This window comes from Actinomadura sp. NPDC048955 (genome assembly GCF_040649435.1).
In the GTDB taxonomy this organism is placed as follows: domain Bacteria; phylum Actinomycetota; class Actinomycetes; order Streptosporangiales; family Streptosporangiaceae; genus Spirillospora; species Spirillospora luteofluorescens.
This window is the reverse complement of sequence record NZ_JBEZJI010000018.1, coordinates 33,687-51,768: the sequence shown is the minus strand read 5'-3', so window position 1 is coordinate 51,768 and position 18,082 is coordinate 33,687. Positions and strand designations below refer to the sequence as shown.

The window sequence follows — 18,082 nt, the reverse complement described above, 5'->3', positions numbered from 1 at the left end:
AGGGACGCGCGGTGACGGGCCAGGACGACCGCGTCGCGGAGTTCGAGAGCCGGATCGCCGAGTGCGCGCGGCGGCTGGCCCCGCCCGGGTGGCGGCGGCTCGACCTGCGCTGCGCCGCTACCGTCGCCGTGAGCGACGTCGCGCTGGCGGTGCTGACGGGCGAGGGCCGGATCGTGGCGGCCGAGGGCGTCCCGGAGGAGCTGACCGGCCTGCTGATGGATCTGCGCCGCGCGCTGTACGTGTCCGAGCGGGGCAGCTGGTTCTCGATGACCATGATCATCGAGCCGGGGCCGGTGCTGTGCCTCTACAACCGCGACTTCGATCCGCTGTGGGACCCGCCGATCCCGGTGGAGTGCTGGCGGCGCGACCAGATCGTGATGCCGCGGGACGGCGAGAACGTGCCGGGGTGGCTCCGCGACCGGCTGGAGGGCCGCGAGCCCGCCGCGCCGCCCGACGCCGCGCCGCCCGCGCCCGACGCCGGGCCGTTGGACCCGGCCGAGCAGATGGAGCTGCTGTCGGACCGGTTCGCGCTCCTGATCGCCGACCAGGCCCCCGCGCTCTGGGAGCGGGTCTACGGGCACTACCAGGCGGGCGCCGGGATGCCCGCGATGACGTGCCACTCCGCCGACGGCGCCCGGACGTCCTGGACGGCGCCCGCCGCGGCCGCGGCGCTGCTCGACCGGCTCCGCGCCGGGACGCGGGCGTTCCAGGGCTCCACATGGTCCCGGATCGACTTCGAGGTCCGGTACGAGGACGGGGCCGTGCGCTGCCGCGCGAGCTTCGCCCACGACGACGAGCCGCGCCCGCCGCGGTCCGGTCTGCGCCGGGCCAGGATCTTCGACCACGCGGGCCCGGACGGGAGCCGTCCCGCCGTGTCGCGGCCGCCCGTCCCGCCGGACGAGGCCGGCCGCGTGGCCGGGTACCTGCGGCAGGCCCCGACCGTCATGGCGGCGCGCTCGAACGCCCCCGACCGGCTCGACCCGTCGCGCGGCGCGGCCGTGCCGCTGACCTTCCACACCGACGGGACGTGGGTGTGGTCGGGCGCCGTGGCCTACTACCTGACCGAGCACGGCGTCCCGCCGGAGCCCGATCTCGTCGCGCACATCAGGGCCGGCGGGTTCCGCGTCCCCGAGGTGGACGAGGAGACCATGGACGCCGCGAACGCGGCCGTGACCGGACGCGCCGCGCCCGAAGGCGCCCCGACCGGGTCAGGGCCCGACTGGGCGGGGGCGCTCCAGCACCGCCTCGACCAGCTCCGCGTCGACCGCGCCGCCTACCGCATCAACGACGCGGCCGAGGGCGTCTGGTGCCTGACATCGCGGCCGGGCCGCTGGTCGGTGTTCCAGATGCGCGACGGTGAGCGCCGCAAGGAGGCCGTCTTCGACGACGCCGAGCAGGCGTCGGCGCACCTGCTCGGACGGCTGCTGCTCGACCCGCGCCACACCGTGGGGGACGGGCCGTTCACGCCGCTCAAGGGCGAGCCGCCGCTCTCGCTCCTGCGCGACCGCCACGTCATGGAACTGGCCGAGGGAATGGAAGTGGACCGCTACGGCGGCCCGGACGGCAACGTGACGTATGCGGCGCGCACGCCGTATCCGCAGCGGTCGCTGCCGCCGGAGTGGCGGGAACGCCCGTACCGCCTCTACCGGTTGCAGCGGCCCATGGAGACCCTGACGGGAACGGCCGTCCCGTGGTTCGGGCAGCCGGGCGGCGGGACGGCGCACGTGTTCCGGAGGTCGATGGCCGACCTGGTCGCCGACGGCAGTCTCGTCGAGGTTCCGGACGCCTGACCGTTTCCCGGCTCAGGCCTGGCCGATCGCCGAGACCAGCCCGAGCGCCAGCACCAGGTCGAGGTGGATGAACGTCTCCAGCTTCGCGCCCGGCGGCACGTCCGGGTCGGCGGCGAGCCTGTCCAGGACGGCGAGCGCGGCGGGGCTGCCGAGGTCGTCGGCCAGCGCGGCCTCCGCCTCGTTCGCGTACGCGCGGTCGATCGGGCGACCCGGGGACGTCGCCCACTCGGCGACCTTGCCGCGCCACGCGTCCAGCCGCTCCGCGGCCGCCGACAGCCTCCGCTCCGACAGCTCCAGAGGCTCCCGGTAGGGGACTTCCAGCATCGCCAGGCGGGCGGTCAACGGGTCCTGCGACGTCCCGTCCTCCTGCGGGACGGCCAGGCACAACGCGTCCCTGTCGGCGGTGCCGGACACGTAGACGTCGGCGTCCGGGAGGACGTCGTCCAGCACCTCGAACGGCTGGACGTTGTAGTCGTCCAGGCCCGTCGCGACGCCCGGCGTGCTCACGACCCGGACGCGACGCCCCGACCGTTCGGCGACCCGCCTCAGCAGGTCGGCGACGACCGCGCGGCGGTACGCGCCGTCCACGACCTGGACGCGCAGCCCGCGCCCGGCGGGCAGTGCCTCCGGCCGTCTCGTCCGATGATCGTGGAGCCGCAGCATGCCTCCCACCCTAGGGCGGCGCCTACAGCGGGTGGTCGGCGGCCATCGGCCCGAAGGGCGTCGGCGCGGGGCCGTCCGACCGGCGGACGGCCGCGAACCGCAGCCGCACGTAGTCGGCGACCCACCCCGACTCGCGGCGCAGCGCGGGCGCGGCCAGGTCGTTCACCCGTTCGAGCAGCGGATCGACCAGCTCCGGCGGGACGTCGGCCAGCGCGCGGGAGGCGTAGGCGCGGACCCAGTCGGCGGCGCCGTCCGGGCCCTCGGTCATCCGGGTCGGGCGGTCGGCGTGCTCCAGCAGCCGCAGCGTGAACCCGGCCTCCTCCAGCTTGGTCGCGTACGCGGCCGGCGACGGGAAGTACCAGGGCAGCTCGGGCTCGCCGAGGCCGAACACCCGCCACGCCGTCTGCATCGCGACGATCAGCTCCGCGCAGTTGCCCGCGCCGCCGAGTTCGCCGACGAACCGGCCGCCGGGGCGCAGCGCCGCGTGCACGCGGCCGATCACCGCGTCGGGGTCGCGGGTCATCCAGTGCAGGGCCGCGTTGGAGGCGACCGCGTCGAAGGACTCGCCCACGGTGAAGTCGTGGGCGTCGCCGACGATGAACGACAGCCCCGCGTGCATGGCGGTCGCCTGCGCGACCATCTCGGGGCTGCCGTCGATGCCCAGCACCTCGGCGCCCCGCTCGGCGATCTCCGCGCTGAACGAGCCGGTGCCGCACCCGAGATCGATGATCCTCTCTCCGGGCTGCGGATCGAGCAGGTCGACGAGGGGCGCACCGTGCGCGGACACGTACCCGAAGGCGGAGTCGTACGTCGTCACGGCCCAGTTCACTGTCACAATTTATCGGACACCGACCGATGGTGAGGTGGGGATGCCGTGGCGGACGTCACGTCCGAGATCCGCGTCGTCGGGGCCGAGGGCCCGGACGGCCTGACCCTGCGCACCCGCGGACTGGCCGCGAGGGGCCTCCCGGAACTGCGCGCCGACGGGCTTCCGCCCTACCTGGGGCAGGGCTGGGCGCGCGTCCTCGCCGCGCTCGCGCGGCGCCTCGCCGCCACCGGGGAGATCCCGGAGGAACTCGCGCCCGGCGTCGAGATCCGCCTCGCGCCGGCGGACGACGGCACGCTGGCCCCCGTCCCGCCGTCCGGACGCGACCTCGCCGAGTGGCGCCGGGACGTCCTGCTGCGGATGTTCCCCGAAGCCCGCGCCTGACGGACCCCTTCCTAGAATCGGATTCTGACAGCCGGGCTGGAGAAGGGTGCGCAGGGTGCCGTACGCAGAGATCGAGTACGAGGTTCGGGACGGGGTCGCCACCGTCACGCTCAACCGGCCGCAGAAGATGAACGCCTACACGTTCGTCATGCGCAACGAGATGCTCGACGTCTTCGACCGGATCGACGCCGACGACGACGTGCGCGCCGTCGTGGTGACCGGAGCCGGACGCGCGTTCTGCGCGGGCGCCGACCTGAGCGGCGGCGGCGACACCTTCGACAAGGACAAGTCCAAGGACATGTTCGCGGGGGAGGACGACGTCCTGGAGGACGGCACGCCGCGCGACGGCGGCGGGACGGTCGCGCTCCGCATCGCCCGCTGCCTCAAGCCCGTCATCGGCGCGTTCAACGGCGCGGCGGTCGGCGTGGGCGTGACCATGACCCTCCCGATGGACGTGCGGCTCGCCAGCGAGAAGGCCAGGTTCGGCTTCGTGTTCGCGCGGCGCGGGATCGTCACCGAGGCCGCCTCCAGTTGGTTCCTGCCGCGCCTGGTCGGCATCGCGCAGGCCATGGAGTGGGCCGCCACCGGCCGGATCTTCGACGCGCAGGAGGCCCTCGCGGGTCGTCTCGTCTCCCGCGTGTACGCGCCCGACGAGCTCCTTCCGGCCGCGTACGCGCTGGCGCGCGAGATCGCCGGCAACACCTCCGCCGTCTCGGTCGCCGCGATCCGGCGCCTCATGTGGTCGGGGCTGTCCGCGCCGTCCCCGTGGGACTCGCACATCGCCGACTCTCGCCTGATGGCCTCGCTCGGCGGCGGCGCCGACGCCGTCGAGGGCGTCTCGTCCTTCCTGGAGAAGCGCGACCCCGCCTTCCCGCTGCGCGTCAGCAAGGACCTCCCGCCCGAAGTCCCCGACTGGCCCGTCCGCTGAGCCTCGCCGCCCCGGGCGGGCCGTCAGCGTGGACGGCCGCCACGGGCGGGGCGAATGTGACCGAGGGTGCTCGTCCGCGCCTCCGGCCGATGGCCGCCTTCGGCCACCGAAGGCCCGTCCCGCAGACGCCGGGAGGGCGTCCGGGCATGAGGCGACCCCGGTGACATGCGGGGGAGCGGGCCGTCGCATGATGGAGGGGAAATCCCCCGGTGCGTCCCAAGGACGATCTTGATTTTCCGGACCATCGGGAAGCGTGTTGCATCGGTTACGGAGGGTATTAAGCCGCCCGAGGTAACACGTTACGGGGGTGCCTGGTGCGGATCAGGAATTGTGCCGTCATCGGCGCCGGACTCCTGCTCGCGGCCGGATGCAGCCACGCGGAGCGGCAGGCGCGGACCGCCGGGGAGCACGGCGCGATCAAGGGCAGGGCGCAGGCGACGCGGTCACCGAGACCGGCGCCGCCCCCGCCCCGGAAGATCGACTGCGATCGGGTGAAGTGCGTCGCGCTGACGTTCGACGACGGCCCCGGCCCCTACACGGCGCGGCTGCTCGACACGCTCAAGAGGAACGGCGTGCGCGCCACGTTCTTCATGCTCGGCGAGAACGTCGGCGCCCACCGCGACATCGTGCGCCGGATGGCCCTGGAAGGCCAGGAGGTCGCCAACCACAGCTGGTCGCACCCTGACCTGACCACCCTGTCGTCCGCCGAGGTGCGATCCCAGATCCAGCGCACGCAGAAGGCCGTCAAGGACGCCTCCGGTGTCGCGCCCACGCTGATGCGGCCGCCCTACGGGTCCACGAACAAGCGCGTCGAACACGCGATCGGGATGCCGCTGGTCCTCTGGAGCGTCGACACGCTCGACTGGCGCTACCGCGACGTCGCCCGCGACACGCGCGTCGGCGTCAAGGAGCCGGAGAGCGGCGGCATCGTCCTGTTCCACGACATCCACAAGCCGAGCGTCGACTCCATCCCCAAGGTCGTGGACGGACTGCGCAAACGCGGGTTCACGTTCGTGACCGTCTCGGAGCTGTTCACCGGACGGCGGCTCGCGCCGGGCACGTCCTACAGCGAGCGGACGGCGCCGCCCACGCAGGTCACGGCCAGTCCGCCGCCCGCCGGATCGTCCGCCGGCCCGGCCGCCACGAGCAAGGCCCCCGGTGCCCCGGCGCCCGACGCGTCGGCGTCCAGGGGACCGGTGCCCGGCGCCCCGGACTCCGGAGCCCCGAGCGGCCCGGCGCCCAGCGGTCTGGCCCCCGCCCCGCCCATCACCCCGAGCCCCTGACCCGCCGCCGGAGAACCGCACCGCCGGAGGGCCAGGGGCTGTTGAGAAGTGGGCCGGGACTTCGGAACCCCGGTTAGAAGCGGTCGCCGGTGGCGCCTGGACGGCCGCGCAGCAGGGCCAGGGTGGGCAGGAGCGTGGCGGCCAGGGTCAGGGCGAGCGCGGCGGCGATCACCGTGCCGAGGATCCACGGGGAGCCGTGCGGGACGGGCGCGTCCAGGACGCTCAGGCTGAGCGGGACCAGAGTCGCCGCGGCGACCAGCGTGCCCGCGGCGAGCCCCGCCGCGGTCACCAGGACGGCCTCCACCGCCATCATCCGCAGGACCTGCCGCCGGGCCGCGCCCACCAGGCGCAGCAGCCGGAACTGGCGGCGCCGCTCGCCGACGGCCAGGATCTGCGCGTTGACCAGCGCGATCGCGGCGTAGCCGACGACGACGGCCAGCACCAGCCAGGACATCCACGCCTGCGTCCGGTCCTGATCGGCGCGCAGCGCGGACAGCGCCGCCCGGTCGGCCACCCGCAGGCCGGGCTCTCCCCGGGCGAGCGTGCCCGCGAGCCGAGCGGGGTCGGTGCCCGGACGGACGGCCACCATGATCTGCGGGACGAGCCCCGTGCCGGTGTGCGGCAGGAGGGTGGCGGCGGGCAGCAGCGCGGTCTCGTAGCCGGGCCGCGTGCGGACGGTGGCGACCAGCCTGAGGGCGGCCCGGCCGCCGTCGCCCAGCCGCATCGGGACCGTGTCGCCGATCCGGTAGGGGGCGGCGAAGCGCTCCGGCAGGGCGACGGACGCGCCGTCGAGCGCGTCGAGGCTGCCGCTGGTGGCGCGGAACGCCGTCGTCCCGGTCACGCCCGAGGCGGTGACCCCCAGCAGCGCCATCGCCGGCGGCTTCGGGGCTCCCTCGCCCGCGTCGCCGTCGCCGGCCGGCGGCCCGGCCAGTTCGGCGGGCTCGATGTAGCCGGTGCTGGTCACCTGGGCCGAGGCTGCCGCGACGCCGGGACGCCGCGCGATCCGGTCGACCGCGTCCAGCGGCAGGCCCCCGGCCCGCGAGGTGACCGCCAGGTCGGCGCGGAGGCCGTCCCGGAACACCTCCCGCGCGCCCTCGGTCTGGGTGGTCTGCATGTAGGTCAGCGCGAGCGCCAGGCCGGCGGCCAGCATGACCGGCAGCACCGCGCCCGTCAGCCGCGAGGTGCGGGCCCGGGCGTTCTCGGTGGCCAGGAACCCGGCGCAGCCGGTGGCGGCGCGCAGCGGGCGGCGCAGCGCCGCCGTGACGGCCGTGGCGAGCACGGGGCCCAGCAGCGCGAACCCGGCCGTCCACACCATCGCGGCGGGGGTGGCGACTCCGGCCGCGTCGGGTCCGTCCGACTTGGCGGTGCCCCACGCGAGCGCGGCGCCGCCGCCGAGGAACGCCAGCCCGAGGACGATGCGGAACCGGCTGAATCGGTGCGTCTCCCGGGACGCGTCGGCGAGCGCCTCGACCGGCCGGGTACGGGCCGCGGCGTGGGCGGCGACGAAGGCCGCGCCGAGCGCGGTGAGCAGCGCGGTGCAGGTGCCGGCGATGACCGGGACGACTCCGGCGCGGTAGGCCAGCGTGTCCGGGACCACCCCGGCCTCGGCGAACGCCGCCAGCAGCCACCGCCCGACGTGCGGGCCGGGCAGGCAGGCCAGGCCGGTGGCGGCCACCGCCATCAGCATCGTCTCGCCGACGATCAGGCGGCGGATCTGGCCGGGAGTGGCGCCGACCGCCCGCAGCAGCGCCGTCTGCGGCCGCCGCCGCCGGATCGACAGCCCCAGCGTGGCGGCCACCACGAACACCGTCACCATGGCCGACAGGCCGCCGAACGCCGCGGCCAGCGGGATGAGGTCCTCGCCCTCGGACATCACGTCCGGGTTCTCGGCCAGCCCCCGCTCATCGCCGGTCAGCACCGAGACCTGGCGGCCGGCCACCGCCCTCTCGACGTCCCGCGCCACCTTCGCGGCGTCGGCTCCGGGCGCGGTGAACAGGCCGATCGAGTCGACCTTCCCGGGACGGCCGGCGGCCCGCAGCGCCTCGGCGTCCGCGAGGAAGGCGCCGTCTCCGGCGCCGCCGACGAGCCCGGACACCCGGTACCTCTCGACGCCGCCGCGCACCAGCGCCTCGACCGTCTCGCCGACCCGCACCCCGAGCCGGTCGGGCAGCACGATCCCGCCCTGTCCGGACGGCGCCGTGCCCTTCACCAGCGTGTACGGGGCGAGCCGGGCCGACGACCAGCCGTGCCCGGCCAGCCGGCGGCCGCCGCGCGTCAGCGTGACCGGGAACGACACGTCCGCCGCCACGCCGGCCACGCCCGGCACCGAGGCCAGCTCGCCCGCGAGCCCCGCGTCCACGGGCACCCGCTCGGAGAACACCTCGTCACCGGCCGTGCCGTGGTAGCGCTGGTCGCCGCTGACCACGATCGGCGCGGCGCCGAGCCGCTGCGGCGGCGCCGCCCGGTGGATCCCCGACTCCAGCAGGCCGCCGCAGCCGATCACGATCGCCGCGCCCAGGAACATCCCGACGAACGAGGCGGCGAGCCCGCCCCTGTGGAAGCGCAGCGTGCGCAGCGCGATCCCGATCACCACAGCTCCCGCACGGTCCCGGTCCCCCGCGCGCCCGGCGCGGCGTCCTCGGCGCCCGCCGCGGGCTCGCTCCGCAGCCGGGTCATCCACTCGGCGACCCGCTCGGGCGTCGGCCGGTTCAGCGCGCCCGCGATCCGGCCGTCGGACAGGAACACCACCCGGTCGGCGTACGCGGCGGCCACCGGATCGTGGGTCACCATCACCACCGTCCGCCCCGCCTCGTGGACGACCTCGCGCAGCAGCTCCAGGACCGCCCGGGCGTTCCCGGTGTCCAGCGCGCCGGTCGGCTCGTCCCCGAAGATCACCGCGGGCCGGGTGATCAGCGCCCGGGCGATCGCCACCCGCTGCTGCTGCCCGCCCGAGAGCTCCGCGGGGCGGTGCCGGTGCCGGTCGCCCAGCCCGACGCGCTCCAGCGCCTCCTCCGCCGCGCCCCGGCCGGGTCTGCGGCCCGCCAGCCGCAGCGGCAACGTGACGTTATCCACCACCGTCAGTTCGGGCAGCAGGTTGAACGACTGGAACACGAACCCGATCCGCTCGCGCCGCAACCGGGTCAGCGCCCGTTCGCCCAGCGAGGCCAGGTCGGCCCCGGCCAGGTGCACCGTTCCCGACGTCGGCCGCTCCAGCCCCGCCGCGCAGTGCAGGAGCGTGCTCTTGCCCGACCCGGACGGGCCCATCACCGCGGTGAACGACCCCCGGTCCAACCGGAGCGTCACCCCGTCAAGGGCCGCCACGCCGCGCCTGGAACCGCCGTACACCTTGCGCACGGCCTCCAGCCGCACGACCTCGTCCGCCCCCGTCGCGGGAGTCCCGCTCGCCCGTTCAGCAACTTCCGTCATGCCGTCAATGCTGGTCGCGGGCTCGTGGCCGCCGACAGCCTCGACCGGTTGAACCCTCCGTCCACCGATCGGTGGACGGACCGCCCGCGGCGGACGCTAGCCGTCCTCGGGTTCCTCCCGGCGGGGACGGCGCCGGGGCGGCGGCTGCGGCGGAACGACCTTCGCCGCGACCATGGTCGCCTCCGGCACCTCGACGAGTTCACCGGTGCGGCGGCGCACCGCGAGCGTCCCGGCGGACCATGATTCGAGTACGCCCACGACGTCGCTGTACTCTCCCGTAGGCAGACGGCGGCGCAGCGAGATCCGCTGGCCCACGTCCGCGCCACTGATGGCCACCACCAGGCGTGCGGCGAAGCGGCCGGACATGTAGGGACCCCCATGTCGAATCGACGGGCGCGGGGTGGCCATACTATTCACAGCGAGCTTGCGGTGAGCCGTGACGTGCGGCGGGGCCGGAAATCCGAGAGGAGTCACTGACGTGACCTACGTCATTGCGCAGCCCTGCGTGGACCTGCTCGACAAGGCATGCATCGAGGAGTGCCCGGTCGACTGCATCTACGAAGGGAAGCGTCAGCTCTACATCCACCCGGACGAGTGCGTCGACTGCGGTGCGTGCGAGCCGGTTTGCCCGGTTGAAGCCATCTACTACGAGGACGACGTCCCCGAGCAGTGGAAGGACTTCTACAAGGTGAACGTGGAGTTCTTCGACGACCTCGGCTCGCCCGGCGGCGCGTCCAAGGTCGGGAAGATCGACAAGGATCACCCGATCGTCGCCGCGCTGCCTCCGCAGAGCCAGGACGACTGATCTCGGCGGGTCTGGAGCGCTCCTTCGGGGCGCCTCCTCGGGCCCGCCTGCGCCGGGAACCGGGCCGTGGTCGGGGACGACCGCGGCCCGGCGGGTTTCTCCAAGGAGGTATGGGCGTTGTTCACGCTGCCGGACTTTCCGTGGGATCGGCTCGCGCCGTACAAGGAGCGGGCGCTGGCGCACGCGGACGGCATCGTCGACCTTTCGGTCGGGACGCCCGTGGATCCGACGCCCGAGCCGATCAGACGGGCCCTCGCGGCCGCGTCCGACGCGCCCGGCTACCCGCAGACCTACGGGACGCCGGAGCTGCGCGAGGCGGTCGCGGGATGGCTGCGGCGCCGCGCCGGCGTGACGGGCGCCGACCCTGACGCGGTGCTCCCCGTCATCGGCACCAAGGAGCTCGTCGCCTGGCTGCCGACGCTGCTCGGCGCCGGGCCCGGCGACAAGGTCGTCTTCCCCGCGCTGGCCTACCCCACCTACGACGTGGGGGCCCGGCTCGCCGGGGCCGACCCCGTCGCGACCGACGGCACGCTGACCCTCGGCCCGGTCGCCCCGAAGATCGTGTGGGTGAACTCGCCGTCCAACCCGACGGGCAAGGTGCTGCCCGCCGAGCACCTGCGCAAGGTCGTGGCGTGGGCGCGCGGCCGCGGCGCGGTCGTCGTGAGCGACGAGTGCTACCTGGAGTTCGGCTGGGACGAGGGGAACCCGCCGATCTCGATCCTGCACCCGGACGTCTGCGAGGGCTCCCACGAGGGGCTGCTCGCGCTGAACTCGCTGTCCAAGCGGTCCAACATGGCGGGCTACCGCGCCGGGTTCGTCACCGGCGACCTCGCGCTGGTGAAGCGGCTGCTGGAGGTGCGCAAGCACGCCGGGATGATCGTCCCGGCGCCGGTGCAGGCCGCGATGACCGTGGCCTACGGCGACGACGCCCACGTGGACGAGCAGCGGGCCCGGTACGCGCGGCGCCGCGCGGTGCTGCGCGAGGCGTTCGAGAGGCACGGCTTCCGCATCGAGCACTCCGAGGCGTCCCTGTACCTGTGGGCCACGCGGGACGAGCCCTGCTGGGACACCGTCGCCCACCTGGCGTCCCTCGGCGTCCTGGTCGGCCCCGGCGAGTTCTACGGCGCGGGCGGCGCCCGGCACGTCCGCATCGCCTTCACCGCCACCGACGCCCGCGTCGCCGCCGCCGCGACCCGCCTCTGAGCGCGCGGCCGCACCCCCGCGGCCAGTTGAAATCCGACGTTTTCGGACGAAACCGCATCATCCTTTGATACGTCTGATCGCGGTATGGGCTTGACAGGCCACAGTCGGTAGGATCCGCAGGTCTGTCCCCCTATAACGGACGAAACGATGGAGGTGCCGTGGGCAAAGCGGCGATAGTGATCCTGCTGGCACTGATCCTGATCGCCTTGGTCGTGCTCATCGTCGTCCTCCTGCGGCGCCGGTCCGGGGCTCCGGCGCCCGCGCCCGCCCCGGCCGTCCCGCGCGACCCGTTCGCCGCGGAGGACCAGGTGGCCGGCGACCCCCGCGCGCTCAAGGCCGGCGACATGGTGGAGTACCTCGGCACCCGCTACTTCGTCCGCGGCTCGCTGCGGCTGAAGGAGGGCGGCTTCACCTGGAGCGAGCACCTCCTGGACGCCGACACGATCGAGGGCACCAAGGTGTGGATCTCCGTCGAGGAGGACCCCGACCTCGAGGTCGTCTGGTGGACCGAGCACGAGATCGGCGACCTGCGGCCCGGGGACAAGAGCATCGTCGTGGACGGCGTCGAGTACCGGCGCGACGAGCACGGCACCGCCGACTACACCAGCGAGGGCACGACGGGCGTCGGCGTGCAGGGCCGCGTCGAGTACGTCGACTACGAGGGGCCGGGCGGCAGGTACCTGTCGTTCGAGCAGTACGGCGGCGGGCAGTGGGAGGCGGGCCTCGGGGAGCGCGTCCCGACCGGATCGATGACGATCTACCCGGGCGGTAGCTGACCTTGCAGGCCACCCTCGACACCCCCTACTCGGACGCCCGCGCCGACGGGCTGTCGTTCGCGCTCGGCCTGCCGCCGATGGACGCCCTCGCCGTCCTGCCGGTGGAGCGCGCGGGCCTGACCGTGGAGCTGCGCCTGCTCGGCGCGTCCCACCAGGTCATCGCCGGGCCGCTGAGCGAGACGGTGGCGTGCCTGCCCGGACGCGCCGAACCGCTGCCGGGCCGCGCGACGACGAGCGTGCCCGGCTGGGCGTACGACTTCGCCGCGACGACCGCGGCGCACAGCGACGCGACGGCGTTCGCCCGCGCCGTCGAGGCCGTGTGCGCGCGGCTGGCGGACCGCGGTGACGCGCTGACCGGGGTGTTCCCCGGTTCCCCGCACGCCGTCACCGTCCTTGCCCTGGAAGACGCGGCGGGCCGGGAGGACGCGCTCGGATGGCGCACCTGGCACGCCTACCCGCAGACCCGGGAGATCGTGATGACGCGGAGCCGGCTGGTGAGACCCTCATGAACAGCAGATACCGGGTGGCGGGCGCGGCTGCCGCCGCCGTCCTGACCGCCACGGCGCTCGGCGGCTGCGGAAAATCGCAGTCGTCCTGGATCGCCGACAAGTACACCAAGGTCGGATACGACACCTACCGGTCGCCGAAGGCCCCCCAGACGGTCGCCTCGGAGATCGGCCGCAAGTTCCGGCCCATCGACCGGGTGGACGACATGGCGACCATGGGCGCCAACGGCGGCATCTTCATGCGCTACCCGAAGCTCGTCGTCGGCGTCCTGCCGAACGGGACGGGCAGCCGCATCACGGTCGACAACCCGCGCGGCGGCTACAGCCGCCACTACTCGCACGTGAGCGGGCGCTGGAGCAGCCCGGGCAGCAACGGATGGACCAGGAGCGGCGCCGCGTCGTTCCGCGGCGGCGGACCCGGCTCGGGCAAATGACGCGGCCGGGGCAACTGAGGAGCGACAGATGAACGACGTCCTTAACGAGATCGGGGCGACCTTCGCCTACGGCGCGGTCGGCATCGCCCTGATGGCGCTCGGCTACCTGGTCGTGGAGGTGACGACGCCCGGCAAGCTCGGCAAGCAGATCTGGACCGAGGGCAACCGGGGCGCCGCGCTCCTGCTGGCCGCCAAGCTCCTCGGCATCGCCGCGATCGTCACCACCGCGATCGTGACCAGCGACAACGACCTCACCGACGGCCTGGTCGACACCGCCGTGTTCGGCGGGATCGGCATCGTGCTGATGATCGTCGCGTTCTTCCTGCTGGACGTGCTCACGCCCGGCAAGCTCGGCGCCACCCTCGTCGACGCGGGCGGCACGGGCGGCGCGATCCACCCGGCGGGCTGGGTCGTCGCCGCCGCCGACCTCGGCGTGGCCGCGATCGTGGCCGGGGCGGTCTCCTGACGTCCCGCGACCTGGACCAGGCCGCCCGGCCGACCGGCGGTCCCTCCCCGGAGCCGCCCCGTCCCGAGCGGGACGGCCCGGGGAGTCCGCGCGTCCCGGCGCGGGCGGCGCGCGCCCTGATCCTCGCGGCCGTGTTCGCGTGCGCGGCGTGCGGCCTGGTGTACGAGCTGGCCCTGGTCGCGCTCGGCAGCTACCTCGTCGGGAACTCCGTCACGCAGGCGTCGATCGTCCTGTCGGTGATGGTGTTCGCGATGGGCGTCGGCTCGCTGGCCGCCAAGCCGCTGCAGGGCCGCGCCGTGGTCGCGTTCGCGGTCGTGGAGGGCGCGCTCGCCCTGATCGGCGGCGTGTCGGTCCTCGTGCTGTACGCGGCGTTCGCGTGGCTCGACCTGTACGTCCCGGCGCTGGTGGTGGTGGCGTTCGCGGTGGGGGCGCTGATCGGCGCGGAGATCCCGCTGCTGATGACGCTGCTCCAGCGGATCCGCAAGCAGGACGCCGGGTCGGCGGTGGCCGACCTGTTCGCGGCCGACTACGTGGGCGCGCTGATCGGCGGGCTGGCCTTCCCGTTCCTGCTCCTGCCCGCGTTCGGTCACATCAAGGGCGCGCTCCTCGTCGGAGTCGTGAACGCCGTCGCCGGCATGGCGGTCGTGATGTGGCTGTTCCGCCGCGAGGTCGGCCGCGCCGCCCGGATCGGGCTCGCCCTCGGCATGGTCGCCGTCCTCGCCGTCCTCGGCGGGACGTACGCGCTCGCCGACGGCTTCGAGGTGTCGGCGCGGCAGGCCCTGTACGACGCCCCGATCGCAGTGGCGAAGAGGACGAGGTACCAGGAGATCGTCATTACGCGGCAGGCCGGGCTCGGCCCCTCGGACCTGCGGCTCTTCCTCAACGGCGACCTCCAGTTCTCCTCGGTGGACGAGTACCGGTACCACGAGTCGCTCGTCCACCCGCTGATGTCGGGGCCGCACGGGCGGGTGCTGATCCTCGGCGGCGGGGACGGCCTGGCGCTGCGCGAGGTGCTGCGCTACCGGGACGTCCAGAGCGCGACGCTGGTCGAACTGGACCCCGAGATGATCCACCTGGCCCGGACGTACGGGCCGCTGGAATCCCTGAACCGCCGCTCGTTCGAGGACCCGCGCTCCCAGGTCGTCAACGCCGACGCGTTCTCCTGGCTGCGCGGCCTGGACCGGCAGTTCGACGCGGTCATCGTGGACATGCCCGACCCCGACGACGTGTCCACCGCCAAGCTGTACTCGGTCGAGTTCTACGGGATGGTGAAGCGGGCGCTGGCGCCGGGCGGCCGGATGGTCGTGCAGTCCGGGTCGCCCTACTTCGCGCCCAAGTCGTTCTGGAGCATCCAGAAGTCCATCGCCGCCGCCGGTCTCGCCACCACCCCCTACCACGTGGACGTGCCGAGCTTCGGCGACTGGGGATTCGTCCTGGCGTCCCCCGGGAAGCGGCCGCCCGCGCTGGCGCTGCCGCGCGACGTCCCGGACCTGCGCTTCCTCGACGGGCCGGTGCTCCAGGCGGCGGCGGTCTTCCCCAAGGACCGCCGGAACCGCGACGTCGACGTCAACACCCTCGTCCACCCGCGCCTGGTCGAGTACGAGGGCCAGGAGTGGAAGAACTCCTAGTCGGCGGCCGACCGGGCTAGTCGGGGACCGATCGGCGGAGTGCCTTGTCGACGGCCCGCTGGAACGAGGTGACCAGCGACTGGATCATCAGCGGCTTGAGCTTCCCGGCCATCTCCATCAGCCGCTCGCGCTCCTGCGGGGCGCGCCCGCCCGCCCGGTAGGGGCGGACGACGGTGTCCTGGAAGACCTGCTGGAGCTCGGCGGCCAGCGCGGTCGTGTGCCGGTCCACGGCCTCGTACGAGGCGACCAGCGTGTCCAGCGGCAGCGGGAGCGCCGCCAGCTCGGCGCTGACGCCGAGCAGCGCGGGACTGACGACCCGCACCTCGCCCGCCGGGTCGTCGGAGATCCGCTCGACGACGCCGAGGGCCTCCAGCCGTCCGATCGTCTCGTCGTCCAGGTGGCGTCCGGCCCGCCGGTCCAGCTCGTGCCGGTCGAGGTCCTCGGAGCGCTCCGGCGCCCAGGGGGACAGCAGGGCGCGCTGGAGGGCGAGGTCCTCGGCCGGCGCGTCCAGCGGGATCCGCTGGAGGTGCTTCTCGATCGAGGCGAGCGTGAGCCCGAGCGCCTGGAGCTCCCGGACGAGTTCGAGCCGCGCGAGGTGGTCGGCGCCGTAGAGGCCCGTCCGGCCGCGCAGCCTCGGCGGAGGCAGCAGGCCCCGCCCGGCGTAGAACCGCACGGTGCGGACGGTGACCCCGGCGCGCGAGGCCAGCTCGTCGACGGTCAGTTCCATGCCGCCTCCCGGTATGTGACAGCACCAGTGTTACATTAATCGTGTATCAGCACGCACTTACTCAGGCCCACGCACTACGTAGGGAGACCGGCGGATGGGACGCGACATCTACACCGAGGAGCACGAGGCCTTCCGCGACATGGTGCGCTCCTTCATCGCCAAGGAGGTCGCGCCCCACCACGAGCAGTGGGAGAAGGACGGGATCGTCTCGCGCGAGGTCTGGCTGGCGGCGGGCCGCGCGGGCCTGCTCGGCATCGACATGCCGGAGGAGTTCGGCGGCGGCGGCGACCCCGACTACCGCTACTACGTGATCCTCAACGAGGAGCTGGCGAAGGCCGGCGTGCACGGCCCCGGCTTCGCCGTCCACAACGACATCAACGGCGGGTACCTGCGGCAGCTGTGCAACCCCGAGCAGCAGCGGCGCTGGTTCCCCGGCTACTGCTCCGGCGAGATCGTCACCGCGATCGCGATGACCGAGCCCGCCGCCGGGTCCGACCTCCAGGGCATCAAGACCACGGCGCTGAAGGACGGCGACCACTACGTCCTCAACGGGTCGAAGACGTTCATCTCCAACGGCATCCTCGCCGACCTGGTCATCGTCGTCGCCAAGACCGACCCGTCCGCCGGGGCCAAGGGCGTCAGCCTCCTCGCCGTCGAGCGCGGCATGGAGGGCTTCGAGCGCGGCCGCAACCTCGACAAGGTCGGCATGCACGCCCAGGACACCGCCGAGCTGTTCTTCGACAACGTCCGCGTCCCGAAGGAGAACCTCCTCGGCGAGGAGGGCATGGGCTTCATCTACCTCATGCAGAACCTCGCCCGCGAGCGGCTGTCCATCGGCGCCACCGCGCAGGCCGCCGCCGAGAGCGCCTTCGAGCAGACCCTGGAGTACTGCAAGACCCGCGAGGCGTTCGGCCGTCCCATCGGCAAGTTCCAGCACAACCGGTTCACGCTCGCCGAGATGAAGACCGAGCTGACCGTCACGCGCGCCTTCACCGACGAGTGCATCGTCAAGGAGAGCAGGGGGGAACTGACCCCCGACGAGGCCGCGATGCTCAAGTGGTGGAACACCGAGCTGCTCAAGCGCGTCGTGGACCGCTGCGTCCAGCTGTACGGCGGCTACGGCTACATGACCGAGTACCCGATCGCCAAGGCCTACCAGGACGTCCGCATCCAGACCATCTTCGGCGGCACCACCGAGATCATGAAAGAGATCATCGGCCGCGGCCTCGGCGTCTGACCCGCCGCACGTCCCAGAGGTGCCGGTCCCCACGCCCAGCGGCGTGGGGACCGGCGACTGGCGGGATCGCCGATGGCGATCAGGTTCCGTAGACCTCGCCATCGCCGACTGCGTCGGCGTTGGCGCGGTTGGCCCTCGTCTGGGCCGGCGCCGACTCGCGAGCGGCCCGCAAGGCCGCCGCTTCGTTCTCCGGCGTCGGGTTCTTCACGTACTCGGCGGCCGCGGCCTGCAGCCTTCCGTGCTGCGCGTCCGCCTCGGCGGCCGCCTCGACAGCCGCCTTGTTCGTATCTGCCATGGGTTGTTGTCCCCTCAGGAAGTGGCACGTGCTACCCGTGCCTCTGAGGCTCACCGTGAATGAGAACCGGCAGATGGCAACCTGACCTGCCCGATCACGGTCAGGAACGAGGCCAGGCGATCCAGGGCGGTGGTGCCCCGAGGAGACCTTAGGGCACCACCGGTGTGGTCAGACTCCGAAGGCGGCGGGGTACTGGATGGTGCCGGTCGGGACCGGGCGGGTGTCGTCCAGGGCCATGGCCATCATGGCCTCGTCCGGCACATCGAAGGGCGCGCGGATGCCGAAGCGGGAGGCCGGGACGAAGCCGAACCGTGGGTAGTAGTCGGCGTGGCCGAGGACCAGGACGAGGTTCTCGCCCCTGGCTCGCGCGGCGTCCAGGCCGGCGCGGATGGCGGCAGAGCCGGCGCCCGTCCGCTGGAACGACGGCAGAACGGCGCACGGTCCCAGGGTGAGCGCGGGCTCGCCGTCGACGTGGCAGCGAGTCAGCAACGCATACCCGGCCGGGGTGCCGTCGGGGGTCGTGCTGAGGACGGACAGGCCGTCGATCCACGCTTCCGCGTCCGCGCGCAGGGCGTCGACGATGCCCGCCTCTTCAGCGGTGGGGAAGGCGGCCAGGACGATCTCGCGGATGGCGGCCACGTCTTCGGCGGTCTCGGAGTGAGCGGTCCAGATGGGCATGGTGGTCCTGTTCTCGGTGGTGGGGGA

Annotated in this window: 19 protein-coding genes and 1 pseudogene; 12 read left to right on the top strand and 8 right to left on the bottom strand. The window is 73.7% G+C overall.

Going from position 1 to position 18,082, the window contains the following annotated elements:
• The first annotated feature begins 11 nt into the window (after positions 1 to 11).
• Complete coding sequence (locus AB0C84_RS19235; protein WP_361067785.1) at positions 12 to 1,790, top strand: TNT domain-containing protein; 1,779 nt, start codon at positions 12 to 14, stop codon at positions 1,788 to 1,790.
• Positions 1,791 to 1,802: 12 nt separating this feature from the next.
• Here the strand turns inward: AB0C84_RS19235 and AB0C84_RS19230 are convergent, their stop codons facing one another.
• Positions 1,803 to 2,453, bottom strand: coding sequence for a hypothetical protein (locus tag AB0C84_RS19230; protein ID WP_361067782.1), 651 nt, complete (start codon positions 2,451 to 2,453; stop codon positions 1,803 to 1,805).
• Positions 2,454 to 2,475: 22 nt separating this feature from the next.
• Positions 2,476 to 3,282, bottom strand: coding sequence for a class I SAM-dependent methyltransferase (locus AB0C84_RS19225; RefSeq protein WP_361067779.1), 807 nt, complete (start codon positions 3,280 to 3,282; stop codon positions 2,476 to 2,478).
• A gap of 45 nt (positions 3,283 to 3,327) precedes the next feature.
• Between AB0C84_RS19225 and AB0C84_RS19220 the strand changes: the two genes are divergently transcribed.
• The 3 genes from AB0C84_RS19220 to AB0C84_RS19210 all read left to right on the top strand — a co-directional run bounded on the left by AB0C84_RS19220 (position 3,328) and on the right by AB0C84_RS19210 (position 5,874).
• Complete coding sequence (locus AB0C84_RS19220) at positions 3,328 to 3,663, top strand: hypothetical protein (RefSeq protein ID WP_361067776.1); 336 nt, start codon at positions 3,328 to 3,330, stop codon at positions 3,661 to 3,663.
• 55 nt (positions 3,664 to 3,718) lie between these two features.
• Positions 3,719 to 4,591 (top strand): crotonase/enoyl-CoA hydratase family protein, encoded by an 873-nt coding sequence (locus AB0C84_RS19215; RefSeq protein WP_361067773.1) that lies wholly within the window; start codon positions 3,719 to 3,721, stop codon positions 4,589 to 4,591.
• A 314-nt stretch (positions 4,592 to 4,905) separates the two neighbouring features.
• Positions 4,906 to 5,874, top strand: a complete 969-nt coding sequence (locus tag AB0C84_RS19210) for a polysaccharide deacetylase family protein (RefSeq protein WP_361067770.1) — start codon at positions 4,906 to 4,908, stop codon at positions 5,872 to 5,874.
• A 73-nt stretch (positions 5,875 to 5,947) separates the two neighbouring features.
• Here AB0C84_RS19210 and AB0C84_RS19205 read toward each other — a convergent pair whose 3' ends face one another.
• The 3 genes from AB0C84_RS19205 to AB0C84_RS19195 all read right to left on the bottom strand — a co-directional run bounded on the left by AB0C84_RS19205 (position 5,948) and on the right by AB0C84_RS19195 (position 9,666).
• Entirely contained in the window at positions 5,948 to 8,464 is a 2,517-nt protein-coding gene (locus AB0C84_RS19205) for an FtsX-like permease family protein (RefSeq protein WP_361067767.1), read from the bottom strand.
• Positions 8,461 to 9,300: an ABC transporter ATP-binding protein gene (locus AB0C84_RS19200; protein WP_361067763.1), complete on the bottom strand. Its 840-nt coding sequence runs from the start codon at positions 9,298 to 9,300 to the stop codon at positions 8,461 to 8,463. Before AB0C84_RS19200 ends, AB0C84_RS19205 begins: the two co-directional genes overlap by 4 nt.
• A gap of 96 nt (positions 9,301 to 9,396) precedes the next feature.
• Entirely contained in the window at positions 9,397 to 9,666 is a 270-nt protein-coding gene (locus tag AB0C84_RS19195) for a hypothetical protein (RefSeq protein WP_179843812.1), read from the bottom strand.
• A 112-nt stretch (positions 9,667 to 9,778) separates the two neighbouring features.
• Between AB0C84_RS19195 and fdxA the strand changes: the two genes are divergently transcribed.
• The 7 genes and pseudogenes from fdxA to AB0C84_RS19160 all read left to right on the top strand — a co-directional run.
• Positions 9,779 to 10,105 (top strand): ferredoxin, encoded by a 327-nt coding sequence (gene fdxA / locus AB0C84_RS19190; protein ID WP_131759039.1) that lies wholly within the window; start codon positions 9,779 to 9,781, stop codon positions 10,103 to 10,105.
• Between the two features lie 117 nt (positions 10,106 to 10,222).
• Positions 10,223 to 11,308 (top strand): succinyldiaminopimelate transaminase, encoded by a 1,086-nt coding sequence (gene dapC, locus AB0C84_RS19185; RefSeq protein WP_361068013.1) that lies wholly within the window; start codon positions 10,223 to 10,225, stop codon positions 11,306 to 11,308.
• Between the two features lie 158 nt (positions 11,309 to 11,466).
• Positions 11,467 to 12,084, top strand: coding sequence for a DUF4178 domain-containing protein (locus AB0C84_RS19180; protein ID WP_179843811.1), 618 nt, complete (start codon positions 11,467 to 11,469; stop codon positions 12,082 to 12,084).
• Positions 12,085 to 12,086: 2 nt separating this feature from the next.
• Positions 12,087 to 12,593 carry a DUF2617 family protein gene (locus AB0C84_RS19175; protein ID WP_361067758.1) on the top strand — a complete coding sequence of 169 codons (507 nt, stop codon included), beginning with the start codon at positions 12,087 to 12,089 and terminating at the stop codon, positions 12,591 to 12,593.
• Positions 12,590 to 13,024, top strand: a complete 435-nt coding sequence (locus tag AB0C84_RS19170) for a DUF4247 domain-containing protein (protein WP_179843809.1) — start codon at positions 12,590 to 12,592, stop codon at positions 13,022 to 13,024. Before AB0C84_RS19175 ends, AB0C84_RS19170 begins: the two co-directional genes overlap by 4 nt.
• Before the next feature lie 28 nt (positions 13,025 to 13,052).
• Positions 13,053 to 13,490, top strand: coding sequence for a DUF350 domain-containing protein (locus AB0C84_RS19165; protein WP_179843808.1), 438 nt, complete (start codon positions 13,053 to 13,055; stop codon positions 13,488 to 13,490).
• 92 nt (positions 13,491 to 13,582) lie between these two features.
• Positions 13,583 to 15,118, top strand: a pseudogene (locus tag AB0C84_RS19160) (polyamine aminopropyltransferase); the annotation flags it as partial.
• Between the two features lie 16 nt (positions 15,119 to 15,134).
• Here the strand turns inward: AB0C84_RS19160 and AB0C84_RS19155 are convergent.
• Positions 15,135 to 15,845: a MerR family transcriptional regulator gene (locus AB0C84_RS19155; RefSeq protein WP_338740459.1), complete on the bottom strand. Its 711-nt coding sequence runs from the start codon at positions 15,843 to 15,845 to the stop codon at positions 15,135 to 15,137.
• 94 nt (positions 15,846 to 15,939) lie between these two features.
• Here AB0C84_RS19155 and AB0C84_RS19150 point away from each other — a divergent pair, with 94 nt between their 5' ends.
• Positions 15,940 to 17,082, top strand: coding sequence for an acyl-CoA dehydrogenase family protein (locus AB0C84_RS19150; RefSeq protein WP_361067753.1), 1,143 nt, complete (start codon positions 15,940 to 15,942; stop codon positions 17,080 to 17,082).
• A 79-nt stretch (positions 17,083 to 17,161) separates the two neighbouring features.
• Here the strand turns inward: AB0C84_RS19150 and AB0C84_RS19145 are convergent, their stop codons facing one another.
• On the bottom strand, positions 17,162 to 17,377 hold the full coding sequence (locus tag AB0C84_RS19145; RefSeq protein ID WP_338740463.1) for a hypothetical protein: 216 nt from the start codon (positions 17,375 to 17,377) through the stop codon (positions 17,162 to 17,164).
• Between the two features lie 168 nt (positions 17,378 to 17,545).
• Positions 17,546 to 18,055: an N-acetyltransferase gene (locus tag AB0C84_RS19140; RefSeq protein ID WP_361068010.1), complete on the bottom strand. Its 510-nt coding sequence runs from the start codon at positions 18,053 to 18,055 to the stop codon at positions 17,546 to 17,548.
• Between the last annotated feature and the right edge of the window lie 27 nt (positions 18,056 to 18,082).